The sequence below is a fragment of the Achromobacter sp. 01N37 genome (assembly GCF_056399725.1).
In genome coordinates, this window is record NZ_JBFTRX010000002.1 from 100,317 (window position 1) to 124,559 (window position 24,243).

Genomic DNA, 24,243 nt, shown 5'->3' on the forward strand with positions numbered 1-24,243 from the left:
TAGGGTTGCGCGCTTGCATTCTGCTTTCATGATTTGGCGTGTGGCGCACCGCTAGGCGCCGCTTCTGGACAGGCATCGCGGTGGCGTGTTCAGGAAAGTGAACGTGTTCGAATGGCATGTTCACAAACGTGAACATCGAGCCTTCAAGCGCAAGGCGTCACAGCGCGGCGGGAGCTTGTTGGCACGAAAATTGCCGGGCCAGGTGCTGTTTTCCAAGCGTTGCATTTTTCTGCCGCAGAGCGGACGGCGCAGGGCAGGCATAATTCCGTTCTCTTTTGAATTTCTGCCCGACATGCTCAAACGCCTTGGCCGCCTGCCGTTGACTGTCAGAATCCCGATGGGCGTAGCAGTCCTCTTCTTCGGGGTGTCGACCGTATTGATTTCGCTGTCGCTGCATGGCTTGTCGCGCCAGTTCGAGCGTCAGGTGGCGGATCTGGGGCAGGTCTATCTGGACGGGCTTTCCGCGGCGATTCTGCCTGCGGTGCGCGCGGGCAACACCGTGCAAATGTTGGATGTCCTGAATCGCGCGCTGGACACGCATGTGGGGATTGTCGACCGCACACTCGCGATCATCGGACCTGACAAACGTCCTATCGCTCACGTTGCGCGATATCCGGAAGTCGAAGATATTCCGCTGAATGCGCAACTGGCGCTCAACCACAGCGGGACGTATTTGAATGAGATGGCGCAAGGCGTCTGGACGTGGCGCCTGCTGGACGAGTCCCAGCCATCAATGGGGACCGTCGTCGCCAATCTCGACGTCAGCGATTTCATTTCGCAGCGCCGAACGCTGGCCATCGAACTCGTGCTGGTGGGCCTGGGGGTCAGCCTTGCGGGCGCGGGCCTGAGCTTTCTGCTGGCGCGCCGGCTCCAGCGGCCCATCATCCAGCTCACGCAGCAGTTGCGTGCGGCGCGGCGGCGCGAACCGCAGCCCGTCGATATCCAGGCTGGCGCGACGGGCGACACCGAAGTCGCCGACTTGCTCGATGCCTACAACTGGATGGTGCAAAGCGTACAAGAGCGGGAAGCGTTGGCTCGCCGGCAAGACCGCCTGGAACGGGCCGCGCTGTTGGGCCGGATGTCGGCTGCCCTGGCGCATGAAGTCCGCAATCCGTTGGGCGGCATGCACACGGCGCTGCAAACGCTGCGCCAGTTTGGTCACCAGGAGCAGGCCAGGCATGACGCCATTGATTTTGTCGAGCGCGGTGTCGCGGCCCTGCGTTCTGTGGTGGACGCCAGCCTCAAGACGTTTCGAGCGGATGGGCACTCATCGCCACTGCGTCAGGAAGACATCGACGATGTGCAATTGCTGATTCGTTCCGAAGCCCGGCGCAAGAACGTCAGCCTGGCGTTCCGAAATGATTGGCCGTCGGCCGAGCTGCCGTTGCCCAGCGTGCCTGTGCGCCAGATATTGCTGAACCTGGTTCTTAACGCGATTGCTGCGTCGCCGTCGGGCGGGGCCGTACACGTCACCAGCGCAAGCCATGGAGAGCGCCTGCAAGTGCAAATACAAGACCAGGGCCGCGGCATGCCGGATGCGGCCATGGCGGTATTGATGCAATCGGGCGAGGACCCCTCCGGGGGAATTGGTCTGGGGATTGTGCGCGATCTGGTCCAAGGCCTGGGCGGTTCCATTGCCGTGCAAGACGTGCCGGGTCCCGGTACGTTGATTATCGTGAGCTTGCCGTTTGCAGCAGCTGGGAAGAAAGACAAATGAGCTATGTGGATGTACTGCTGATTGAAGACGACCGCGTGCTGGGGGGCGCACTGCGCCAACGGTTGGGCCTGGAAGGGATCTCGGTGAACTGGGTGGAGAACTGCGCGCAAGCGGTCGAGGCGTTTCGCCGGACCCGTCTGCGCCCTGCGTTTCTGCTTGCCGATATCCGCCTGCCAGATGGGTCCGGAGAAGACCTTTACCGCCGCATCATTCCCTATGTTGCCCGCACGACCATCGTGTTCGCCACCGCCTATGGAGACTTGTCGCAAGCGGTGCGGCTGGTGGCCGCGGGCGCAACGGACTACCTGACCAAGCCCTACGATGTTGACGCGCTGATCCCTCGCATACGTGCGGCGATCACCGCCTTCAACGATGCCGATGCGGTCAGGCGAACGGCGGAAAATCCATTTCTGATCAGTGGTGAGACGAGCCGCATCGCCTTGGAGGTTCAACGCTTGGCGTCACAGACCCTGACGGTCTTTCTGCAAGGCGAAACGGGCGTTGGGAAAGAGTTGACCGCGCAATACCTGCACGCGAATTCAGCGCTGGCCACCGGCCCATTTGTTGCCGTTAACTGCGCAAGCCTGACCGAAGACCTGGCCGCCAGCCTGTTGTTCGGCCATGTGCGCGGCGCATTTCCGGGCGCGCGCGAAAGCCGCCGGGGGCTGATCGATCAGGCGGCCGGCGGCACGCTCTTTCTGGACGGGGTCGATGAACTGGGCGTCAAGGCGCAGGCGTTGCTGCTGCGCGTGCTGGAAGACAAGCAGTTCCAGCCATTGGGCGACGCCACGCCGCAGCAAGCCAGCTGCCGGTTCATGGCCAGCAGCAATATCGATCTTCAGGCCGCAGTCGCCAACAAGGCGTTCCGGGCGGATCTCTTCTATCGGTTGGAAGCGGGGCATCTGCGCTTGCCGCCACTGCGAGAGCGGTGGCAGGACATCCTGCCCTTGGCGCACCGGTTCTTGCAGGAGTGGTGCGCGGCAGAGTCCGGGCAGCCCGCCAAGCGCTTGTCGGATGACGCGCAAACGGCACTGCAAGCCCACGAATGGCCGGGCAATATCCGGGAATTGAAGAATCGCGTGGTGCGTGCGGCGGTGTTGGCGGACAGGGCCATGATCGAAGAGCAGGATCTATTTCCCGAAGGGGGGCTCAACGCAAGAGGTGTTCCCGATCTGGGCGCAGTACGCGCCGAGGCGGAACTGCGGTCAATAGAGCAAGCGATCGCGGTATCCGGCGGCCAGCTGGGCCTTGCCGCAAAAAAGCTGGGAATCTCGCGCACAACGCTTTGGAAGCGGCTGCGAAATCGGCCGATTGATTGACGATGCGGCGCTTGCATTGTTGCTGACGATGGTCAGCAGCTTGAGCAGAGCCTGCCTACTCACCCCGCCGCAACGTGACTTGCAGCCCAGGCCCCAGCTCGCTGCTGGCATCGCGCATGGCGAAGTGGATGCTCATGCCGTGGTGATGGGCGATGCGGCGAGCGATCGACACGCCCAGCCCGCTGCCGGCTTCTTCATTGCCCGGGGCGCGGACAAATCGGCCGCCCAGCCGGGGCAGGACCTCGGGCGCAATGCCCGAGCCCTGGTCGTCGATGATGATGCGTGATGAAGAGAACGTCAGCCGCACAAGCGAATGCCGCGGGCCATAACGAATGGCGTTGTCCAGAATGTTCTTCAGCATGATGGTCAGCGCATTTTCGTCACCCGCCATTGGCAGCGGCAGGATGCCCGCATCCGGCCATTCCACGGCGATGTCCACGTCGCGCCGATCCGCGATCCACAGGCAATCTCCCACCGCCTGTTCCGCGACGGCGCGCCAATCCACGGAGCCGCCAAAGTCGGCATGGTTGGCGCTGTCCAGCCGGGCCATGGTCAACAACTGCGACACCAGCCGGTCCAGTCTTTCCATCCCGCGAGTGACGCTCGTCTGCGCCTGCGATCGTTCAGCGGGATCTGCGGTGCGTTGCACCACGTCCCATTGCGCCCGCACCGCCGCCAACGGCGTACGCAGTTCGTGTGCGGCATCGGCTGTCAGCCGCCGCTCTTGTTCGATCAGCGTGCCCACGCGCGCGAGCAAACCGTTCATGGCATTGAGCAGGCCCTTCAGTTCGCCTGGCACGTCGGCGCTAGGCAAGGGGGTGGCGTCATCGGGGCTGCGTTGCTCCAATTGCATCGATAGATCACGCACGGGCCGCATTGCCCGGCGAACGGCGAAGATCAGCAAGGCGATCAGCACCGGCAGCCCGATCAGCCAGGGCAGAATCTGGCCCGCGATGTAGGCCACCACCAGGTCGTTGCGTTCGCCGATGCGCTGTCCCACTGCGACGCGGGTCTGGCCGTCGGGATCGCTCAGGTAGACCAGCCGCCACGGCTCGCCGCTGACGACGCTATCGAAGAACCCCGTCCGATTTCCTTCACGCGGGAATTGCAATGCTTCGGGATCAAGCACCAGCGGAGCATCAGAGCCGCGCCAGATGGCGACAGAGAGATCACCCAGCCCGGCATCACCCGAATCCGTCGAAGCCGGCGTCTGTGCGGGCATGGGCCGCAGCGGGGCGGAGGGCGGGATCAACGAAGAGATGGCAAGCGTTTGCTGCGCCAGCCGCAGCATGTCGGTGTCGTAGAGCTCGTTGATTTCGTGCGCGGCGCGCCAGTAGGTGCCGGCGATTGTGATGAGCCATGCGAAGGGGGCCGCCAGCAGCACGGCGATGATAAGCCTGCGTTGCAGTGTCATGACTCGGCGTCCACTTGGCCTAGCGCATAGCCCGAACCCCGCACGGTGCGCACAATCTTGGGATGAATCTTCTTGCGCAAGTGATGCACGAACACCTCGAGCGCATTGCTTTCCAGTTCGGAGTCCCAGTCGTAGAGTTTGTCGCGGATGAAGTCGCGGGTAAGGACGCGGTTCGGATGGGTCAGAAATAGTTCAAGCAGCAGCGCTTCCCGCGTTGTCAGATCCACCTTTTGACCCTTCCAGTGCACTTCGTGCAGGGCCGGGTGGTAGTCCAGATTGCCATGGCGCCATACCGGTTCGGGCTTGCCCGCAACGCGTCGCGTTACCGCGCGCAAGCGTGCGGCAAGTTCGTCCAGCGTGATGGGTTTGATCAGGTAGTCGTCGGCGCCGGCGTCCAGCCCCGCGATGCGGCTTTCCACGGCTTCGCGCGCCGTCAGGATGACGACAGGCAAGGTGTGGCCCGCGCGGCGCCACCGAGTGAGCAGCGACACGCCGTCTTCGCCCGGCAACCCAAGGTCCAGCACCACGGCATCGTAGTGCACGACGCCCATGGCCTGGTCGCCTTCGCGGCTGCTTGAAAACCAGTCGACCGCGTAACCCAGCAGGCGCAGGCCGGATTTCAGGCCATCACCGATCAGCGGGTCGTCTTCAATGATGAGGATTCTCATTTATTGCCTTCGCGCCGTGTACGGCTGAGATTACCACCGCAGGACGGTTAATTTCTCATTAAGGTTGGCTGCCTAAGCTGCGCACCAAGTGTCGATAAACCGACGCCACATCGACCGGATGCCAGTATGCCGCAAACCAAGTTTTCATCTTCGCCCACGCAGCGCGCTATCGCTGCACAGTCAGGGGCCATGCCCCGCACGCTGCATATCCATCCCGTGGACGACCCGATGCGCGGCCGCGTGGAATCCTACATCCACCAACGCTATCAGCAACGATTCGGCGCAACGCTGAAAGAGTGGTTGCCCACGCTGGTAAGCGTGCAGGAAAACGGGGAAATCCTGGCGGCGGCGGGCTATCGGGGCGCGGACGATCCGTTGTTTCTTGAGCGCTACCTTGCCGCGCCGATCGAACAGTATCTGCGTGATTAGAACGCGCCCGTGGCGCGCCGCCTGATTGTCGAGGCCGGCCAGTTCGCAGCGGCCAGGCCGGGTGGCGGGCGAGTGCTCGTGCCGCTGCTTGCCCGCCACCTGCACCAGCAAGGCTTCGACTGGGCGGTCAGCACCCTTACCAGCGAGCTGCACCATCTGTTCGCCCGAATGGGATTGGCGCACCAGGCGATTTCGGCAGCGACCTCGGATCACCTGAACGAGCAGGAACGCAGAGACTGGGGCGACTACTACGCCCATGCGCCTCACGTCTTTGCAGGCCGTCTGCACACCATCCTTGAACACTTTCCGGAGCAAGAGGCATGAACGCTGCCGACTTCATTTCGCTATTGCGAGACCCGAGCCGCGCTGGCCGCCTTGCGCTACAGACCCCAAGGGAATCATTGGATTACGAAGCGCTGTTTGGCCGGGTGCAAGCGCGCGCGGAGCTGCTTGCGGCGCATCGGGCACACGTCACCGCGTCGCTGATGGACAACGGCGCCGACTGGATCATTCATGACCTGGCGTGCTTGCAGGCGGGCGTCGTGCATGTGCCGTTGCCCTTGTTCTTTACCCCTGGCCAATGGCGCGAAACGCTGGACGCGGCGGGCGCGAATACCGTGGTGGGCCCGTCGTCGATTCAACCCATGCTGCATGCGTTCGGCTTCGAATTGGCCGACAACCTGCCCGACCGGCTGGCGCTGTTCCGGCGTCCCCACACGGGGGCGTCCTTGCCCAGCCGGACGGCGAAGATTACGTTCACGTCCGGCTCGACGGGCAGCCCCAAGGGCGTGTGCCTGGGTGCCGCCGAAATGCTGGCGGTGGCGGCAAGCCTTGCGGCGGCCACCCGGCCGCTTGGAATACGCCGCCACCTGACCGCGTTGCCGCTTCCCGTCTTGCTGGAAAACATTGCGGGCGTCTATTCGCCTTTGATGGAAGGGGCCGCGATTGTGACGCGTCCTTTGATCGAGACCGGGTTGCAGGGCTCATCGCGTTTTGATCCCGCCATCTTTCATGCGGCGCTGACGGGCGCCGCCGCGCAAAGCGTCATTGTTCTGCCGCAGATGCTGCGCGCGTACACCGGCTTTCTGCGGGCCACGGTCACCAGCGCGCCGCCCGAACTGCGCTTGATGGCGGTCGGCGGCGCCGCGGTGGGGGTGGACTTGCTGGCTAGCGCCCGGGCGCAAGGGCTGCCCGCCTACGAAGGCTACGGGCTGTCCGAGGCCTGCTCGGTGCAAACCTTGAATTTGCCCGGCGCCGATTGCCCGGGTTCGGCGGGCTACCCCTTGCCACATGCCCGCTTGCGTGTGACGGCCGACGGCGAAATCGAGGTGGCCGGCACCCATGCGCTGGGCTATCTGGGCGAGCAGGCCGCGCCCCGGCAGTGGCTGCCCACCGGTGATTTGGGGCGGCTGGACGACGCGGGGTTCCTGCACATCCACGGACGCAAGAAGAATCTGCTGATCACCGGCTTCGGGCGCAACGTGTCGCCCGAATGGATCGAGCTGCGCTTGGCGAATCAGTCCGCTATCGCCCAGGCCGTCGTGCTGGGTGAGGGCCAGCCCGAGCTGGGCGCGGTGATTTGGCCGCTGGGCGATGTGGGTGACGACGCCATCCGCGCCTGTATCGACCGCGCCAACCACACCCTGCCTGACTATGCGCGGATCGGCCCGTGGATGCGCGGGCGCGCCGAGTTCAGCGCGGCAAGCGGCATGGCGACCGCCAACGGCCGTCCGCGCCGCAGCGCTGTCGCAGACCTGCACGCCGATCTGTTTTCGCGGAAATCCGCACAACCTCTGGTGTAAACCGTCATGACCTTTTTCGACAAACTGCTTATCGATACCCGTGCAAGCCGGGAGTCGCTGGTGACGACTCCGATCATCCAGGACTGCTTGCATGGCACCGTCGCGTTGCCTGCCTACATTGCCTTCCTGCGCGAGGCCTATCACCACGTCAGCCATACCGTGCCGCTGTTGCACGCCTGCCGTGCCCGCATGCCGGCCAGGTTGAATTGGATGCTGGCTCCCATCGACGAATACATCGAAGAGGAAACCGGGCACGACGCCTGGATTCTGAACGACCTGCGGGCGCTTGGGCAGGACGCCGACGAGGTCCGGCTTGCCGGGCCTGGCCCGCAGACCGACGTGATGGTCGCCTATGCCTATGACATGATCGCGCGCAAGAATCCGGTGGGATTTTTCGGGATGGTGCACGTTCTGGAAGGCACCAGCGTCGCGTTGGCGTTGAATGCTGCGGATCAGATTCAGCAGAAGCTGGCGCTGCCGGCGTCCGCTTTCAGCTATCTGCGTTCGCATGGCACGCTGGACCAGGAACACACCGCGCACTTCGCCCTGCTGATGAATCGGCTGGACGATGCGGGGGATCAGGCCGCAGTGATCCACGCCGCCAACATGTTCTACGGCCTGTACGGCGCAATTTTCCGCGCATTGCCCCGTGCGCAGACGCAAACGGAGGCCGCATGAGCCCGCGCGATGCCTCCATCGTGTTGACCGGGGCCGCGGGCGGCCTGGGCAGCGCGATTGCTCGGCAGCTCTTTGCCGAAGGCGCACGTTTGCTGTTGATCGGACGCACGGCGGGGCCGCTGCTGAGTCTGGCGCAGTCGCTCAGCGCGGGCGCGCAAGACCGCAATCGCGTTGATGCCCTGGTGGTGGACGTGACGACGGATCACGGCCGCGCGGCCATCATCGACGCCGCTGCGGCCAGATGCGCGAATGTGCTGATCAATAACGCCGCCGTGGCGGCGTTCGGGCCCGCAGAGGACGTGCAGAGCGACGACGCCCGGCGCGTGATGGAAACGAATGTCGTGGCGCCCATGATGCTGACGGCGGGGATGCTGCCGCTACTGCGCAGCCGCCCGCGCGCTCAGGTGCTGAATATCGGATCGACGCTGGGCAGCTTGGGCGTACCCGGGTTCTCTGTGTACGGCGCAAGTAAAGCCGCGCTTCGGATCTACACCGAGTCGCTGCGCCGCGAACTGGCGGATTCTACCGTCCGGGTTCAGTACTACGCGCCGCGGGCGATTGATACGCCATTCAATTCCCCGCAGGTCGACGCATTCAACCACGCAACCGGTTCCGCCAGTGATACGCCGCAAGCGATTGCGGTTCGCGTGTCGCGCATGCTGAAAAGCGAATCGCGCCAGGGTTTTGCTGGCGGCGTCGAGGCGATTGCCGCGCGCTTGAACGGCTTGTGTCCCGAATGGCTTGATGGCGCGTTTGCAAAACACCGCCGCGCGCTGATGTCTTTGAAATTTCCTCCAGGAGCCTCTTCATGATTACCCGACTCTCCTTGTTCAAGGCGGCCGCCGCCATGCTGGCGGGCGCGTCAATGTCCCTATCAGCCTTTGCCGCGTCGGCCCCCGACGATCTTGATCAGGGCATACGCGCTCTTCAGAATGACTGGGCGGTGATCCAGTACCAGACGCCGGCCAACCAGCGCGAAACCCGCTTCGAGACGCTGGCGCAGCAGGCGCATGCGCTTACGGAGCGCTTTGCCGCCAAGGCGGAACCGCACATCTGGGAGGGGATCATCCTGAGCTCGTGGGCGGGCGCCAAAGGCGGACTGGGCGCGTTGGGTTTGGCCAAGCAGGCCAAAGCGGAATACGAAACGGCCATCCAGATCGATAGCAAGGCGCTGGGCGGGTCCGCCCTGAACAGCCTGGGCGTCCTGTACTACAAGGTGCCCGGCTGGCCGGTGGGATTTGGCGACAACAAAAAAGCGGAAGCGCTGTTGCAACAGGCCTTGGCGATAAACCCCGATGGGATCGACGCCAACTACTTTTATGCCGACTACCTGATCTATCGGAATCGAAAGCCCGAGGCCATTCCTTACCTTGAGAAGGCGCTGAAGGCGCCGCCGCGGCCCGGCCGCGAGGTGGCCGACGCTGGCCGCAAGCAGGAGGCGCGGGCGTTGCTGGAGAGCGTGCGATAGCGCGGCGGATTGACGGGGCGGCTGATTAATGGAGCGGCGGATTAATGGAGCGGCTGATTGATGGGACGGCTGATTAATGGGACGCCTTATTGGCAGCTCATCTGGCGCAAACCTTCAACGTTGCGTATTTCCAGTTGCCGCCGGCTCACCTTGACCATGGACGCCACTTGCAGACGCGCGAGCACGCGGCAAACGGTTTCAACCTTCATGCCTAAATGGTTGGCGATATCCTCGCGCGTCATCTTCAGGGTGAACGCCAGCGGCGAGTAGCCGTTGGCGGCCATCTGCTCGGAAATGCCGATCAGAAAGCCAGCGACCCGCTCATCGGTGGTCATGCAGCCCAGGGTCAGCAACAGGCGGCAATACTGGTTTGAGTCATGGGCAATCAGCCGATTGAATTGCTGGGCCACGTCGTAGTCCTTGCGGCAGTTGCCCATCAGTTCCGCATACGGCAGGATGCAGACCAGCGAATCTTCCAGCGCGATGGCGTCGCAGGTGTGGATGCCCGTTTCGATCCCGTCCAGCCCCAGCAAGGCGCCCGCAACGGGGAACGCCGTGATCTGCTCTTGCCCCGACAGATTGGTGACACGCACCTTGGCTGATCCGGATCGAAGCTGATACAAATTCAACAGCGGATCACCCGCCCGATAGACAGGTTCTCCGCGATGCACCAGCTTCTGGCTGCGTACGGGGACGGGAATCTGAGGCGCGTACCCATCCGATACGGGGTTGCACAAATGCGCCATGACGCATAGCTCGCAGTTCGGGGGCACGGCCGTGCGCCAGGCTGGGCCGGTAGGATAAGCAACGATATTGTCCATGGCTGCATCTCGCTAGGTCGTTCGATCGGAGCGATGCTTTGCTGAGGAAATGCGCGCTGCGCAACGCGGCAGGCTTTTCAGCAGTATCGGATGTCCGCCAAGCAGGTGCTATCAGCGCCGTTCGCCAGTTTTTGGCAGCGGTGCCTTACAAGCGTAGGAATATTCCTACACGTTCCGCTTAGAGGTCCGGGAGATCTTGCTCGTTGATCAGCTGGTGCCGGATGGCATAACGCACCAAGTCCGTCTGATTGCGCAGGTTCATTTTCACCAGGATGCGGCTTTTGTAAGTGCTGACCGTCTTGACGCTCAGGAACAGGCGCCGGGCAATATCTGAATTGTTCAAGCCAGACGCAAGATGGCGGAATACCGATAGCTCGCGATCTGACAGCAGCAAGTGGGGCAGTGCGCCGGTGTTGTCCTGCCGATCAAAGGCGATGCTCTCCGCCAGCGACGGACTCAGATAGCGGCCGCCGCCCGCTACCTTCCGAACCGCCTGAACCAATTCTTCGGCGGCGATGTCTTTGGTCAGAAAGCCTGACGCGCCGGCCTTGATGGCCTGGATGGCGTATTGCTGCTCTCCATGCATGGTCAGCACCAGAATCGGCACGTCGGGATGGCCGCTCTTGATTTGACGGATTAGATCTACGCCGTTGCGGCCGGGCATGGACATATCGAGCACCAGCAGATCCCACGCCCGCTGTTCCAGCAGTTTCAGCGCTTCAGCGCCATTTGCGGCCTCGCCCTGAACGGAGATGTCCCCGGCCTGCTCAAGCAGGCGCCGTAGCCCTTCGCGCAGCAAGGTGTGGTCGTCTGCCAGCATGACGGTGATCACGATGCCTCCCAGGGCGATTCGGGATGTTGCGCCGGCATCCGGGCATCCAGGCGGAATCCTTCCTTCTTGCGGGTAGTGATCGTCACATCACCATTAAGCAGCCGAACCCGTTCGCGTATGCCTTGCAAGCCGAGCGACAGCGGCAGCTTCTTGGTCAGGCTTTCAGGCGCGGCGCCCACGCCGTTGTCCCGCACGGTCAGCGTGCATTGCGTGTCGTCACAGGTCAGGTGCAGTTGCACCTGCGTCGCCTGGGCATGTTTGGCGATATTGGTCAGCGCCTCTTGCACCACCCGAAACAAGGTCGTGGCGACCCGTTTGGAGGGCTCGGCCGGGCCGATGTGGATCTCTGCATGCGTGTCGATGCCATAGCGCGATACAAAATTCGCCACGAGCCATTCGACGGCCGCGGCCAGCCCCAGGTCATCCAGCATGACGGGCCGCAGGTCAGAGGCAATACGCCGCAGTGAAGCAAAGGTGGCCTTGATCACCTGGCGCATCGCACGAACTCGATCCCGCGCGTCGTTGTCGTCGGGATCAAGGTTGGATTCCAGTTGGGACAGCTCCATGGTCAAGGCCGTCAGGCTCTGGCCAAGATCGTCGTGCAGCTCGCGGGCGATGTGTTTTTTTTCCTGCTCACGCACATGCAGCAAGGCGTTGGACAGCCGGGTCAGTTCGTCCCGCGACGCGCGCAGCGCTTGGTCAACGCGCTGCCGCTCGGTAATGTCTCGCAGGAAGATCGACAGGAATACCCCCGAGTCCGTTTTCGTCTGCGAGATAGAGGCTTCCATCGGAAACTCTTCGCCGTTGGACCGCAGCCCCCACAGCGGCGCGCCCAAGCCCATTTTCCGGTCGGACATGCCCGTATCTTTGAAACGGCTGACGTGCTTGGCATGCACCGTGCGAAAGCGCGCCGGTATCAAGATATCGAGGCTGGCGCCAATGGCCTGGTCGGCGTGGCACAGAAACACGCGCTCTGCCGCCGGGTTGAACATCACAATGCGTTGATGCTCGTCGATTGTGATGATCGGTTCGGTTGCGGACTGGATGATATCGAGCAGCGGAGGCGCGCTAGGCGAGGGCGTCATTGCAATGTGTGCGATGGATGCGAGCCAGCCTGGTTCGGGGAAAAATCATTGCAGCACACATTGCCGGGTGAAGCCATAGGCGCGGCGCGGAGGCGCCAAAAGCACTAGTGCGTTTACAGGGGGCGCATCTGTGGGAGCAGCCGTGGGAGCAGCCTGTTGGAGCAGCCCGTGGGAGCAGCCCGAGGGAGCAATCCGCTGGAGAAATCCGGCGGGAAACGCAGCGTCAGTCGATGGACGGCAGCAAGGGGTCGTTCCATCCGCCGGGGCCATCGGCGGCCAGCGTTTGCTCTCTGAAACGGCACAGAGATGCATCGCACTCTTCGGCAAGCACATCGTATTGTTTCAAGAGCAGAATCGAGCGCGGCTTGGCGCCTGCAATGGCCGCCATATCGTCCACGGCGCGAAACCCGCCATAACCCGACATGACGACGATCACCGAATAGGCCTTGATCATTCGGCCCTGCGCTTTCAAGAACGAGCGCATCGGCGCGGCCAGCGCGCGCAGCCACACGGGGGCGATCAGCACCACATGATCGAACTGGTCCAGCCCGGGGCCGTCATAGCGAAAGGCGGGGCTGCGTTTAAACAAGGTATCGACGACGCAGCGCAGATCTCCCCGCAATCCGAAACGCGGAGACGCGTCGCGAATTTCGTAGCTGGGCCATCCGCTGACGCTAGCCAGGCGTTCGGCGACGGTTCGCCCGGTTCCCGTACGGGAATAGAAGAAAATGCCGATGCGTGCCATGGTGTGTCCCCTTGCCGCAATGGCGGCATCACGTCTCTTGAGCCAGCAGCGCTCGCAGAATGTCGCGCCGGCTGACCACGCCGACCAGTTTTCCCGCCCGAGTGACGGGAACGCGCTTGATGCCGCGCTTGAGCAACACGTCCGCAATCGTTGCCAGATCGGCGGTTTCCTCTACCGTGATGGCGGGGCGGCTCATCACCGCGGAGGCGGTTTGCTCGCTGAGCTGCAAGCTGTGCAGAAACTCCAGATTCAGCGCCTCGCCCTCGGCAAGCAAAGTCAGCCAGTGGTCCAGTTTCTTCTGATGCACGCTGTCCTGACGCCGGATGAGATCGCCTTCAGTGACCACACCAATCAGTCCGCCGTCGTCGCCGGTCACCATCACGGCGCTGATATCGTGGTCGAGCATTGCATGCATGATCTGGGAGACAGGCGTTCGGGCCATCACGCAATAGGGGTCAGGGGTCATGAGTTCGTGCGCAAGCATGGCTGTTCTCCGGGAGGGCAGAGGCGCATCCTGCCCTGTGAAATCGTCATCTCTATAGTGATCCCTCAAGGGCGGCGGAACTTGATTTTGGTCAAGCAAGGGTTGTGGGCGGGTCGCGATCACGAGGTGCCGTTACGAGGTGCCATCACGACGCGCCTTCGGGGGCGCGCACCAGCAGCACGGGAACCGGTGAGGTTCGCAGGATGCCTTCGGCGCTGCTGCCCAATACCATGCGGCGTACGCCGCGGCGGCCGTGCGTCCCGACGACGATCAGGTCTGCCTGCCAACTGACGGCCTCGTCCACCACCCGTTGCGCCACGGTCTTTGCCAGGTTTTCATACAGCACCGTGTCGGTCTGAAGCCCTTGCGCGCGCGCCGTGGTCTGCGCCTTGGCCAGGAGTTCAGCGCCGTTTTTCTGAAGCAGGTCCAGCAATTCGCCCGCGTAATTGCCGTAGGAGTCGGCGGCCAGGGCAAAGGACAATTCGTCGATCACATGGATCAGGCGCAGCCTGCCATGGGTCAGCATCGCCAGGCGCATCGCCTCTTTCAAGCCAAGTTCCGAGGTCGGGCTTCCATCAATGGGCACCAGAATGCGTTCATACATGGCGAGTCTCCAGGCGGTGGCCGGGTACCCAGTATCGGCCCCTTGCGGGCTGCGACATTGACCGGAGTCAATGACGCAGCGTGCCTGCCGCCGGCCACTGCCAGTTCACAATGTCGTCTGAATCGATGCCTTCCGCCCGAGCCTGGGCGAGCGCCTGGGCTTGCAGCGCCAGCAGGGTTTGCATGTGCGCCGCCGAACACGTGCGCAGACGCGGGACGCGCTTGAGCACATCCATCGCCAGGCTGTAGCGGTCAATGCCATTCAGGATGGCGAGCTCGAACGGCGTGTTGACGTCGCCTTGCTCCCGGTAGCCGTGTACGTGGAAATTGGCGTGATTGCGCCGGCGGTAGCAGAGCTTGTGGATCAGGGCGGGATAGGCGTGAAAGTTGAAAATGACAGGCTTGTCCAGCGTGAACAGGCGGTCAAAGGCGTCGTCTGACAAGCCGTGCGGGTGTTGCTGATCGGGTATCAGCGTGAACAGGTCCACCACGTTGACGAAGCGAATTTTCAGCCCGCTGAACATCTGCTTGAGCATCGCAACGGCCGCCAACGCTTCTTGCGTAGGAATATCCCCAGCGCAGGCGATGACGACATCGGGTTCATGAGGTACGAACGTGCTGGCCCACTCCCACACGCCGATGCCCGCCTGGCAATGGCGCATGGCGTCCGGCCCGTTCAAATACGTCAGGTGCGGCTGCTTGTCGGCCACGATGACGTTGACGTAGTCCACCGACTGCAGGCAATGCTCCGCCACGCTTAACAGGCAGTTCGTGTCCGGCGGCAGATAGATTCGGACGACATCAGGGCTCTTGTTGGCCACCACATCCAGAAAGCCGGGGTCCTGATGGCTGAACCCGTTGTGGTCCTGGCGCCAGACCAGCGAGGTAATCAGCAAATTCAGTGACGGCACGGGCGTGCGCCAGTCCACCAGGTGTTTAGCCTTGTCCAGCCACTTCGCGTGCTGATTGAACATCGAATCAATGACGTGGGCGAATGCCTCATACGTGGAGAGCAGGCCATGCCGGCCCGTCAGCACATAGCCTTCCAGCCACCCCTCCAGCGTCTGTTCACTCAGAATTTCCATGACGCGGCCGGTGGGCGACAGGTTGCCGCCGTCGGCATCGCTGTCGAGCAGTTGCGCCATCCACGTCTTGCCAGAGGCGTCATAGATGGCGGACAGCCGGTTGCTGGCGGTTTCGTCTGGCCCGAACACGCGAAACCGGTCCAGGTTCAGGCGCATCACGTCGCGCAGGTATTCCCCCAGCACCTGTGTGGCCTGGGCGGTTTGCACGCCCGGCTGCGGCACGGCGATCTGATGCCCGGCGATGTCGGGAAGTTCAAGCGCCCGGCGCAAGTTTCCGCCATTGGCATGGGGGTTGGCGCTGATGCGCCGATGGCCGGCGGGCGCCAGGGCGCGCAATTCCGGTATCAGCCTGCCCGCTGCGTCAAACAGTTTTTCGGGGCGATAGCTGCTGAGCCACTCGGCCAGCACATGCAGCTCGTCAGGGCGGCCTGCCGGGTCGGACACCGGGATTTGATGCGCCCGCCAGGAATCTTCAACGGCGTGGCCGTGCACGCGTTGCGGCCCCGTCCAGCCCTTGGGCGTGCGTAAGACGATCATCGGCCAGCAAGGCCGCGTCTTCGCGCCGCCTGCTCGCGCACGCGCTTGGATGGCCTGGATATCCGCCAAGCACTGGTCCAGGGCGCGCGCCATCTTGCGATGCATGGCGGGCGCGTCGGACCCTTCGACGAAAATCGGCCGATAGCCGTAGCCTTCAAACAGCGCAAGCAGCTCGGCATGTGGAATGCGCGCCAGAATGGCCGGGTTGGCGATCTTGTATCCGTTCAGATGCAGAATCGGAAGCACCGCGCCGTCGCGCGCCGGATTCAGAAACTTGCTGGAATGCCAGGATGCCGCAAGGGCTCCGGTCTCGGCTTCGCCATCGCCAATCATCGCGGCCACGATGAGATCGGGGTTGTCCAACGCCGCGCCAAACGCGTGCGACAAGCTGTAGCCCAGCTCGCCGCCTTCGTGAATGGAGCCGGGCGTATGAGGCGAACAATGCGATCCGACACCGCCTGGCGCCGAGAACTTCTGGAATAGCCGGAGCATCCCGGCTTCATCTTGCGAGCACTCGGGATAGCGTTCCGAATAGTGCCCCTCCAGATAGGCGTGCGCGAGCACCGCCGCTGCCCCATGCCCCGGGCCGCACACATACATCAGGTTGAGGTCGTGCTCGACAATCAGCCGATTCAAGTGCGTGAGCGTGAAGGACTGCCCCGGGCAGGTACCCCAGTGGCCAAGAATCCGGCGCTTGATGTGATCCGCGTGCAGCGGCCTTCTCAGCAACGCGTTGTCACGCAGATAAAGCATGCCGGCGCACAGGTAATTGCTGGCCTGCCAGTAGGCGTGGATGCGGTCCAGCTGGGTGTTCGGCGATGCGCTAGTCATGGTTTTCCCTTCGTGTGGCCGGGGGCCAGCGACCAGGCGGGGCGCCCATCGCGCACGGTTTCAACAACGATAAGGTAACGCCCCGCGCCATAGGCAGGCGTTCGGTCGCGCCGCAACACCCAAGGCGTGGAAACGAGGTCGGCGGCGAGTTCGTAGTCGGCGTCCAACAGGCCTAGCCGGTCGATCAACTGGTTGAGCGTTGCAGGAATGCGGATGCAACCTTTGGACTGCGGCGTGCCTAGTTTGGACTCCAGCAGAGACGGGTCCGTCGCATGCATTTGCAAGCGCATCGTGCTCACACCATCCGTGGTCCAGCCCTGGCGGGCCTGTTGCCAGCCCAAGTCGTAGACGCGCATGCCTTTCGCGCCATAGCCAAGAATGCCATTGGCGTTCTTCGTCCCCTCGGCGCGGAAATCGGGGTTATTCAAGTTGTGCGCAAATACGCCCGTCGGGGTTTCGAAATGATCGAACTGGCCGACCCGGCCCGTGGACACCGGGGCCGCGCCTATATAAGTTGCCGGGGCAGCAGGGCGCATCCAGTAAAGCATCGCGGCCTGCACTTTCACATGCCGGTCCACAACGAGCACATATTGGGGGCCTAACAAATCGATGCCCGCCATTTGCAGCGTTTGCAAGGCCAGGTTGGCATAGCGCGTCTGCTCGTCGGCGGGCAGGGCCAGCGCAGGGGTGACCTCCTGGCGGAAGGCGCGCTCGACGTCCTCGACCGAGACTTGCGCCCAGGCCGTCACGTTGCCGGCCAGGGGCGCGGCAACCATTGCACCCGCCGTCACCCACGTCGGTATGGCGCGACGCTGGAGGGGCCGCGGACTCATGCGCTTTGGCCTAATTGATCAGGACGACGGGAATATGGATGGTGTGCAGCACTTTCAACGCCACCGATCCCAGCAGCAGGCTCCCCGCCGCGCCCAGTCCACGTGAGCCCATGATGATGTGGTCACATTGATGCTCGGTGGCGTACGCCTTGATCGATTCCGCAATATTCCCAACCCGGAGCGCCTCTTGATACATCACCCCCGCCTTGTCCAGCGCCACCTTGGCGTCGGCCAGCGCCATCTTGGCCTCGTCCAGGTAGTACTCCTGAATCATGTCCTTGGAAACAAAACCCAGCACCGTCCCGGAAACGATGGGCGGTTGCACGTTGAGCAGGTGCAGGGTGCAGGGGCCATTTTCGCGGACGTGGTCAATCATGTAGCCCACGGCGCGTAACGAGTTGGCCGAGCCGTCTACGGGAATCAGAACGTTTTTCACGATGCCTCCTGAGTGCAGGGGTGGTCTTCGCTAGAAGGCCGTTTGCGGTATGAACTCCATCATGGCACTGCGGTGATGGATTCCATTGACGCCGGTCAACTTCATTGCAACCCGGCTGCATGGCGCAGGGGCAGATCTTCGTCCCCGTTTTCGAATTGAAAATGGTCAACATGCGTTGATCGCGATAGCGCACTATAGGACTCAAGGCATGGGGCGATGCCGCGCCCCCAGCAAGGACGAGATCATGTACACACGCATCATTGTCGCGGTTGATAGCAGCCACGCATCCAATCGGGCTCTGGACGAAGCCATCAAGATCGCAAAGGGGGCGCACGCGACGCTGCGCATCATCCATGTGCTGGATGACCTGTCGCTCTTTATTGCCACCAACCCCTACGCGGGCTACTACACGGGCGAGCTGATCGAGAATCTGAAGCAGGAAGGCGTGAAGATTCTGGACCAAGCGCGCACGCGCGCCACCGCGGCAGAACTGCCGGTGGAAACGGTGCTTTACGATGATCTGGGCTTGCCGGTGGAAGAGCGAATTGTGATGGCCGCCCGGGACTGGCCAGCCGACCTGATCGTGATGGGCACACACGGTCGGCGTGGCGTGACGCGCGCAATGCTGGGCAGCAGCGCCGAAGCCGTGCTGCGCACCTCTCCTGTTCCCGTATTGCTGGTCCGTACGCCGTGACGGGCGGCTCAACCGATCCCTGATCCACAACCCCTGGAGATCAACATGGAACAACCTGGAAAAACGCCGCAGAACAAACAGAGAAAGACGCCCTCCGATCCGAAGGAGGAAGCGTCGCAGCAACAACGCAAGGCCGAAATGGCCGAGGTGGTGGGGCGCCACAAGAATGTGGGGCAAAAAGACCATAAAGGGGCGCGCTGAGATACCGGGTGTCAGCCTGCGTCATCAGATTCCTTGCGGGGGCATACGCAGCGCGTCCAGCACCAATGAAAACGCAGGAGACGGCTGCCGCCGGCTCGGGTAATAGAGGTAGTAACCGTCAAAGGCGGGGCACCATTCCTCCAGCACCCGGATGAGGCGGCCCTTCTCGATGTGGGGCGCGAACTCTTCTTCGGGCAGATAGGCAATGCCCAGGCCCGCCAGCGCTGCCTGAACGATGTGCGGCGTACTGTTGAGCGTGACTTGTCCTTCAACGCGGACGTTCAACTGCTTCGCCTTGCGCGCGAACTCCCAAACGTAAAGACCGCCATGCGTGGGAAAGCGCATGTTGATGCAGCTGTGCGTCGTCAGGTCTTCCGGTTTCTTCGGCTTCGCATGCTTGGCGAAATAGGCCGGCGCGGCGACGGCGGCCATGCGCAATTTGGGGCCGATCGGCATCGCGATCATGTCCTTGTCGATGGTGTCTCCCAAGCGCACCCCCGCGTCGAATCGATCCGCCACGATGTCCCTGAAGCCGTAATTGACGTCGAATTCAACGTTGACGTCCGGGTACTTGTGCAGCAGCGGCGCAACCTTCGGCAACAGCGTGGTCTTGAGCACATGGTCGCCGCAGGTGATGCGTACCGTGCCGGCCGGCTTGTCGCGAAGTTCCGATAGTTCATCCAGCTCTGCTTCGATTTCGTCAAAGCGATGCCCGATGGCCTGCAACAGCCGTTCCCCGGCAGCGGTCAGCGACACACTGCGCGTGGTGCGCGTCAGCAGGCGGATGTCCAGCCTGGCCTCCAAGCCGCTGATTGCCTGGCTCAGCGCTGATTGCGTGACGCCCAGCAGCGCGGCTGCGCGCGTGAAGCTGCCTTCCCGCGCCACGGTGACAAATGAGAGGAGATCGTTCAGATTTCGCCGGACCATGCTGTCAGTTTCCCACGGACTTTTCATTAGTGGAACTTATAAGCCCTTTAAGCATTCATTAGCTAGTCATGGTGTGCCCTGCGCGGGAAAATTTGCGTCATACCGATGGACGCACCCGTCCCAGCATTCAAGGAGAAACACCATGGCCCAGAGAAACGAAGCGCGCGCTGCAACTGCGGTGCAAGACGGCAAGGACGTGAGCCGCCGCGACATCCTGAAGATGACCGGCACCGGCATCGCGGCCCTGAGCGTGGCGGCCATTGCTGCGGGACCGGCCGCCGCCCAGCCGCGGGTAACGCCCGGCGACACATGGGACAAGACCTTCGCCAAGAGCGACAAGGTGGAGCACAAGAAGGTCACCTTCAAGAACCGCTACGGCATCACGCTGGTGGGCGACCTGTACCAACCCCGGAACGTCCGCGGCAAGCAGGCCGCTATCGTCGTCTGCGGCCCGTTCGGTGCGGTGAAGGAACAGTCTTCGGGGCTCTACGCGCAAACCATGGCCGAGCAGGGCTTTGTCACGCTGGCCTTCGATCCGTCTTACACCGGTGAGAGCGGCGGTGAACCCCGTAATGTTGCCTCGCCGGACATCAATACCGAAGACGTGAGCGCCGCTGTGGATTGCCTTGGCCTGCAACCCGTTGTTGACCGCGAAAGGATAGGCGTGATTGGCATTTGCGGGTGGGGCGGCATGGCTCTGAACGCCGCCGCCGTGGACAAGCGCGTGAAGGCCGTCGTCGCCAGCACCATGTACGACATGACGCGCGTCATGTCCAAGGGCTATGACGATCGCGTCACACGCGAACAGCGCACGCAAACACTGGAGGCGCTGAGCCAGCAACGTTGGGCGGACGCAGAAAAAGGCGCGCCCGCCTACCAAGCGCCCTACAACGAACTCAAGGGAGGCGACGCGCAGTTCCTGGTGGACTATCACGACTACTACATGACGCCGCGCGGGCGGCATCCGCGTGCGGTCAATTCGGGCAACGCCTGGACGATCACCACGCCGCTGTCGTTCATGAACATGCCGATCCTGACGTACATCCCGGAAATTTCCCCGCGTCCGATCCTGTTCATCCATGGCGAAAATGCCCACTCGCGCTACTTCAGCGAAACCGCCTATGCGGCCGCGGCGCAGCCGAAGGAACTCATGATCATCCCGGGCGCCAACCACACCGATTTGTACGATCGGACGGACGTAATTCCATTCGGCAAGCTGACGGCATTCTTCAAGCAGCACCTGGCTTCGGCATGACCACCCACCTCGCTGACGCCCCGGCGGGGGCGCAACGCGTATCGGAAGACCGGCCCGCCTGCTGGAGCGGCGTCTTCGCGATGTCGCTGTGCGTTTTCGCGCTGGTGGCCTCTGAGTTCATGCCCGTCAGCCTGCTGTCTCCGATTGCCACGGATCTGCAGATTACCGAAGGCAGGGTAGGCCAGGGCATCGCCATCTCGGGCGCCTTCGCGGTGTTGACCAGCCTGTCGATTTCCGCGTTGGCCGGCACGATGGATCGCAAGACGCTGCTGCTGGCGCTGACCGTTCTGATGGGCGTCTCCGGCGCCACCGTGGCGTTCGCCCCGAACACCCTGACCTACATGGCCGGCCGCGCGCTCCTTGGCGTGGTGATCGGCGGCTTCTGGTCCATGTCGGCCGCCATGGCGATGCGCCTGGTGCCCCCCAGTCAAGTGCCGAAAGCCCTGGCGATCTTCAACGGCGGCAATGCCTTGGCGACGGTCATTGCCGCTCCATTGGGAAGCTACCTGGGTTCGATCATCGGATGGCGCGGCGCATTTTTCGCCTTGGTCCCCTTGGCGCTGATCGCCTTCGCCTGGCAATGGATCGCACTGCCCGCCATGAAGACCGGGGCGCGCGCAGCGGGGTCTGGCAACGTGTTCAACGTGCTCAAGCGCCGCAATGTGGCCTACGGCATGGCGGCGTGCGGCGCCTTCTTCATGGGCCAATTCACGCTGTTCACCTATCTGCGCCCCTTCCTCGAAACGGTGACACACGTCAGCGTCTCCACGCTATCGCTCCTGCTGCTGGTGATCGGTGTTGCGGGCTTCATCGGCACGGCGGTGATCGGCTCGATTCTCAAGCGAAGTTTGTATGGTCCGCTGATCATCATTCCGCTCCTCATGTCGGTGATTGCCGCAGCGCTGATTCCGCTTGGCGGCTGGGTCGCGCCCGTGGCCGTTCTGCTGGGCCTGTGGGGGCTGATGGCGACCGCTGCACCCGTGGGCTGGTGGAGCTGGGTCGCGCACGCGCTACCCCACGACGCCGAGGCCGGCGGCGGCCTGATGGTGGCGGTGATTCAGTTTTCCATTGCGATGGGCTCAACCCTGGGCGGGATACTGTTCGACGCGAACGGCTATCAAAGCACCTTCATCGCGAGTGCAGCGGGGTTGGTGACCGGCGCCGGTTTGACCCTTCGGGCCGCGCGGGCCCAGGCGGCCACGGTGCTCATGAAGTAACGGGATAGACTCACCGTTCTTCCCTCCTGATAGATCGCGACCATGCTTTCCCCAACGAACGTCCGACCCGCCTCTCGTGAAGACATCGATTCGATCATTGAGCTGGACCCAATTGCCAAGCAGGAACGGGGCAGAAGAACGTTTATCACCAAGGCGGTGGCCGCTGGCCAATGCTGGGCCGCCGTAGAGCCGGCGGATGCATCGGCGGTAATGGGTTACGGCGTACTGAACCAATCTTTTTTCGAGCACGATTTCATCCCGCTGATCGTCGTGAAGGCTTCTGCACGGCGCCGCGGGGTAGCGACTGCCATCATGCGGATGCTGGAATTGCAATGCCAAGGAAAATTGTTCACATCAACCAATACGTCGAACATCGCGATGCGCCAATTGCTCGGGCGCCTGGGTTATATCGAAAGCGGCCGGATTGAAAATCTGGATGACAACGATCCCGAGCTTGTGTTTGTGAAGCTTCGATCAACATAACGTTGCGACGGTGTCGGCGGCGACTGACTTCTGGGGTTCCGTCTGTTGGGCACGTAATTTGCTAACCGCCAGTGCGCCCCATCGTTCAAGGGGCGACGGATCACGAGACAGAGGCACTTATGTTTCCCATACGCAAAGCGGTATTCCCGGTGGCCGGGTTGGGCACGCGGTTTCTGCCAGCCACCAAAGCCATGCCCAAAGAAATGCTACCCGTCGTCGACAAGCCCCTGATTCAGTACGCGGTCGAAGAGGCGGTGGCGGCGGGGATTACGGAACTGGTCTTCGTGACCGGCCGGAATAAGCGGGCGATCGAAGACCACTTCGATCGGGTTCCCGAATTGGAATTGGAGTTGGAGTCGAAGAACAAGGTGGCGTTGCTGGATAGCGTGCGCAGCGTAATCCCAGACCACGTCAAATGCGTATACACGCGACAGCCCGCCGCGTTGGGCCTGGGGCATGCCGTGCTGTGCGCCGAATCGATCGTGGGCGACGAACCGTTTGTGGTGTTGCTGGCCGATGACCTGATCGATGCGGACTCCCCCGTCATTGGCGAAATGATGAAAGTGGCAAAAGAGTTCCAGGGCAGTGTGTTGGCGATCCAGCGCGTGCCCGCGGCGGCCACGCGGCAGTACGGCATCGTGTCAGGCCAGAAGGCGGCCGCGCACGTTTTGCGGCTGTCCGGCATCGTGGAAAAACCTGATCCGGCCGACGCCCCGTCTGATATGGCGGTGGTAGGGCGCTATGTGTTGGACCCGTCCATTTTCCAGGCATTGCATAACACTCAGCCTGGTGTGGGCGGCGAGATTCAGTTGACTGACGCCATCGCCAGCCTGATGGCAGCGCGACCGGTATTTGGCTACGAGTACGACGGCACGCGCTACGACTGCGGCAGCAAAGAAGGCTTTTACCAAGCCACCATGGAAATCGGCAGGAAGTATCACGGATTGGCGTGACTTCAAGATCGTCAAGCGTCTTGGGTACACGCCTTGCTGCAAGCGTTGCAACCCTCGGGAGCACGCCAATGAACGCCATTGAACGAGTCGCCAGATTCATGCTGGAAAACAAGCTCACGTTGGTCACAGCGGAGTCGTGCACGGCGGGGCTGATCGCGGCAAAGTTAGCGGATGTTCCCGGAGCCGGCCAGCTGTTGGATTGCGCGTTTGTCGTCTATTCCGTTGAGGCCAAGCACCGTTGCCTGGGTGTGTCGCAATCGACGCTGTCCTCCCATAACCTGACGAGCGAGGCCGTGGCCCTGGACATGGCGCTGGGTGCGGCGCGCAAGAGCCACGCCAACGTGGCAGTGGCTAACACCGGCGTCACCGACGCGGTTGATGACCGAATCCCCAGCGGTACGCAGTGCTACGCCTGGGTGTTCAAGCGAGGCCGGGCGGATGCCAGTCCCATGGTGTACACCGCAACTCGACAGTTCTCAGGGGATCGCAACGGAATACGCGAGGCGAGCGCGGAGTTCGCATTGCTGGGGATCATGGAGCATTTCCTGGAGCACGAGTCAGCGCATCGCGGATAGGTGGATGGCCGGCAGTCCACGTTTGCGCGCAATGGCTTGGGCCAGCGTGGACTTGCCGCTGTTGCTGGGGCCCAAAATGCAGATGCGCGAGCCGAGGTCGTCAAGGCGGTTCATAGGTGAGTCACGCTTCATGAGATGCCCGGTCATATTT

At 62.6% G+C, this 24,243-nt stretch carries 26 protein-coding genes and 1 pseudogene; 14 read left to right on the forward strand and 13 right to left on the reverse strand.

What is annotated here, in order from left to right; genetic code table 11:
- The first annotated feature begins 292 nt into the window (after positions 1-292).
- Positions 293-1,717 (forward strand): sensor histidine kinase, encoded by a 1,425-nt coding sequence (locus AC1DSJ_RS03625; RefSeq protein ID WP_441371748.1) that lies wholly within the window; start codon positions 293-295, stop codon positions 1,715-1,717.
- On the forward strand, positions 1,714-3,036 hold the full coding sequence (locus AC1DSJ_RS03630; protein ID WP_441371749.1) for a sigma-54-dependent transcriptional regulator: 1,323 nt from the start codon (positions 1,714-1,716) through the stop codon (positions 3,034-3,036). Before AC1DSJ_RS03625 ends, AC1DSJ_RS03630 begins: the two co-directional genes overlap by 4 nt.
- A gap of 55 nt (positions 3,037-3,091) precedes the next feature.
- On the opposite strand, the gene AC1DSJ_RS03635 is transcribed toward AC1DSJ_RS03630, so the two are convergent.
- Both AC1DSJ_RS03635 and AC1DSJ_RS03640 read right to left on the reverse strand, forming a co-directional pair.
- Positions 3,092-4,450 (reverse strand): ATP-binding protein, encoded by a 1,359-nt coding sequence (locus tag AC1DSJ_RS03635; protein WP_427948490.1) that lies wholly within the window; start codon positions 4,448-4,450, stop codon positions 3,092-3,094.
- Positions 4,447-5,118: a response regulator gene (locus AC1DSJ_RS03640; protein WP_175171116.1), complete on the reverse strand. Its 672-nt coding sequence runs from the start codon at positions 5,116-5,118 to the stop codon at positions 4,447-4,449. The genes AC1DSJ_RS03635 and AC1DSJ_RS03640 overlap by 4 nt, the downstream gene beginning before the upstream one ends.
- Before the next feature lie 228 nt (positions 5,119-5,346).
- Between AC1DSJ_RS03640 and AC1DSJ_RS03645 the strand changes: the two are divergent.
- From AC1DSJ_RS03645 to AC1DSJ_RS03665, 5 genes and pseudogenes are all read left to right on the forward strand, one after another.
- Positions 5,347-5,871 (forward strand): annotated as a pseudogene (locus AC1DSJ_RS03645) (thermostable hemolysin).
- Entirely contained in the window at positions 5,868-7,349 is a 1,482-nt protein-coding gene (locus tag AC1DSJ_RS03650; RefSeq protein ID WP_441371750.1) for an AMP-binding protein, read from the forward strand. Before AC1DSJ_RS03645 ends, AC1DSJ_RS03650 begins: the two are co-directional and overlap by 4 nt.
- A gap of 6 nt (positions 7,350-7,355) precedes the next feature.
- Positions 7,356-8,027: an iron-containing redox enzyme family protein gene (locus AC1DSJ_RS03655; protein WP_346553256.1), complete on the forward strand. Its 672-nt coding sequence runs from the start codon at positions 7,356-7,358 to the stop codon at positions 8,025-8,027.
- Positions 8,024-8,839, forward strand: coding sequence for an SDR family oxidoreductase (locus tag AC1DSJ_RS03660; protein ID WP_441371751.1), 816 nt, complete (start codon positions 8,024-8,026; stop codon positions 8,837-8,839). The genes AC1DSJ_RS03655 and AC1DSJ_RS03660 overlap by 4 nt, the downstream gene beginning before the upstream one ends.
- Positions 8,836-9,495: a tetratricopeptide repeat protein gene (locus AC1DSJ_RS03665; protein ID WP_346553260.1), complete on the forward strand. Its 660-nt coding sequence runs from the start codon at positions 8,836-8,838 to the stop codon at positions 9,493-9,495. The genes AC1DSJ_RS03660 and AC1DSJ_RS03665 overlap by 4 nt, the downstream gene beginning before the upstream one ends.
- A gap of 86 nt (positions 9,496-9,581) precedes the next feature.
- Here AC1DSJ_RS03665 and AC1DSJ_RS03670 read toward each other — a convergent pair whose 3' ends face one another.
- The 9 genes from AC1DSJ_RS03670 to AC1DSJ_RS03710 form a co-directional block, all read right to left on the reverse strand.
- Positions 9,582-10,316 (reverse strand): helix-turn-helix domain-containing protein, encoded by a 735-nt coding sequence (locus AC1DSJ_RS03670; protein WP_175171121.1) that lies wholly within the window; start codon positions 10,314-10,316, stop codon positions 9,582-9,584.
- A gap of 178 nt (positions 10,317-10,494) precedes the next feature.
- The gene (locus AC1DSJ_RS03675) at positions 10,495-11,148 is read right to left on the reverse strand and encodes a response regulator (RefSeq protein WP_054427183.1); all 654 of its coding nucleotides are present in this window, start codon (positions 11,146-11,148) and stop codon (positions 10,495-10,497) included.
- Positions 11,145-12,233, reverse strand: coding sequence for a PAS domain-containing sensor histidine kinase (locus AC1DSJ_RS03680; RefSeq protein WP_346553262.1), 1,089 nt, complete (start codon positions 12,231-12,233; stop codon positions 11,145-11,147). Before AC1DSJ_RS03680 ends, AC1DSJ_RS03675 begins: the two co-directional genes overlap by 4 nt.
- A gap of 223 nt (positions 12,234-12,456) precedes the next feature.
- Positions 12,457-12,978 carry a flavodoxin family protein gene (locus AC1DSJ_RS03685; RefSeq protein ID WP_342066639.1) on the reverse strand — a complete coding sequence of 174 codons (522 nt, stop codon included), beginning with the start codon at positions 12,976-12,978 and terminating at the stop codon, positions 12,457-12,459.
- A 28-nt stretch (positions 12,979-13,006) separates the two neighbouring features.
- A complete protein-coding gene (locus tag AC1DSJ_RS03690) occupies positions 13,007-13,462 on the reverse strand; it encodes a CBS domain-containing protein (RefSeq protein ID WP_346553264.1) in 456 nt (151 codons plus the stop codon).
- A gap of 145 nt (positions 13,463-13,607) precedes the next feature.
- The gene (locus AC1DSJ_RS03695; RefSeq protein ID WP_346553265.1) at positions 13,608-14,066 is read right to left on the reverse strand and encodes a universal stress protein; all 459 of its coding nucleotides are present in this window, start codon (positions 14,064-14,066) and stop codon (positions 13,608-13,610) included.
- A gap of 67 nt (positions 14,067-14,133) precedes the next feature.
- The gene (locus AC1DSJ_RS03700) at positions 14,134-16,518 is read right to left on the reverse strand and encodes a phosphoketolase family protein (RefSeq protein WP_441371752.1); all 2,385 of its coding nucleotides are present in this window, start codon (positions 16,516-16,518) and stop codon (positions 14,134-14,136) included.
- Positions 16,515-17,294, reverse strand: coding sequence for a L,D-transpeptidase (locus AC1DSJ_RS03705; RefSeq protein WP_254600695.1), 780 nt, complete (start codon positions 17,292-17,294; stop codon positions 16,515-16,517). Before AC1DSJ_RS03705 ends, AC1DSJ_RS03700 begins: the two co-directional genes overlap by 4 nt.
- Positions 17,295-17,361: 67 nt before the next feature.
- Positions 17,362-17,787 (reverse strand): universal stress protein, encoded by a 426-nt coding sequence (locus AC1DSJ_RS03710; protein WP_441371753.1) that lies wholly within the window; start codon positions 17,785-17,787, stop codon positions 17,362-17,364.
- A gap of 244 nt (positions 17,788-18,031) precedes the next feature.
- On the opposite strand from AC1DSJ_RS03710, the gene AC1DSJ_RS03715 reads away from it, so the two are divergent.
- Both AC1DSJ_RS03715 and AC1DSJ_RS03720 read left to right on the forward strand, forming a co-directional pair.
- The gene (locus AC1DSJ_RS03715) at positions 18,032-18,481 is read left to right on the forward strand and encodes a universal stress protein (RefSeq protein WP_175171128.1); all 450 of its coding nucleotides are present in this window, start codon (positions 18,032-18,034) and stop codon (positions 18,479-18,481) included.
- A gap of 45 nt (positions 18,482-18,526) precedes the next feature.
- The gene (locus AC1DSJ_RS03720) at positions 18,527-18,682 is read left to right on the forward strand and encodes a hypothetical protein (protein ID WP_175171129.1); all 156 of its coding nucleotides are present in this window, start codon (positions 18,527-18,529) and stop codon (positions 18,680-18,682) included.
- Positions 18,683-18,706: 24 nt separating this feature from the next.
- Here AC1DSJ_RS03720 and AC1DSJ_RS03725 read toward each other — a convergent pair whose 3' ends face one another.
- The gene (locus AC1DSJ_RS03725) at positions 18,707-19,609 is read right to left on the reverse strand and encodes a LysR family transcriptional regulator (protein WP_441371754.1); all 903 of its coding nucleotides are present in this window, start codon (positions 19,607-19,609) and stop codon (positions 18,707-18,709) included.
- A gap of 142 nt (positions 19,610-19,751) precedes the next feature.
- On the opposite strand from AC1DSJ_RS03725, the gene AC1DSJ_RS03730 reads away from it, so the two are divergent.
- From AC1DSJ_RS03730 to AC1DSJ_RS03750, 5 genes are all read left to right on the forward strand, one after another.
- Positions 19,752-20,864, forward strand: coding sequence for an alpha/beta hydrolase (locus AC1DSJ_RS03730; RefSeq protein ID WP_441371755.1), 1,113 nt, complete (start codon positions 19,752-19,754; stop codon positions 20,862-20,864).
- Positions 20,861-22,081 carry an MFS transporter gene (locus tag AC1DSJ_RS03735; RefSeq protein ID WP_441371756.1) on the forward strand — a complete coding sequence of 407 codons (1,221 nt, stop codon included), beginning with the start codon at positions 20,861-20,863 and terminating at the stop codon, positions 22,079-22,081. The genes AC1DSJ_RS03730 and AC1DSJ_RS03735 overlap by 4 nt, the downstream gene beginning before the upstream one ends.
- A gap of 42 nt (positions 22,082-22,123) precedes the next feature.
- Positions 22,124-22,564: a GNAT family N-acetyltransferase gene (locus AC1DSJ_RS03740; protein WP_441371757.1), complete on the forward strand. Its 441-nt coding sequence runs from the start codon at positions 22,124-22,126 to the stop codon at positions 22,562-22,564.
- 119 nt (positions 22,565-22,683) lie between these two features.
- Positions 22,684-23,517, forward strand: coding sequence for a UTP--glucose-1-phosphate uridylyltransferase GalU (gene galU / locus AC1DSJ_RS03745; protein WP_054427194.1), 834 nt, complete (start codon positions 22,684-22,686; stop codon positions 23,515-23,517).
- Between the two features lie 68 nt (positions 23,518-23,585).
- A complete protein-coding gene (locus AC1DSJ_RS03750) occupies positions 23,586-24,092 on the forward strand; it encodes a CinA family protein (RefSeq protein ID WP_441371758.1) in 507 nt (168 codons plus the stop codon).
- On the opposite strand, the gene AC1DSJ_RS03755 is transcribed toward AC1DSJ_RS03750, so the two are convergent.
- On the reverse strand, positions 24,075-24,206 hold the full coding sequence (locus tag AC1DSJ_RS03755; protein WP_441371759.1) for a hypothetical protein: 132 nt from the start codon (positions 24,204-24,206) through the stop codon (positions 24,075-24,077). The two genes, AC1DSJ_RS03750 and AC1DSJ_RS03755, sit on opposite strands and share 18 nt — an antisense overlap.
- Positions 24,207-24,243: the final 37 nt, after the last annotated feature.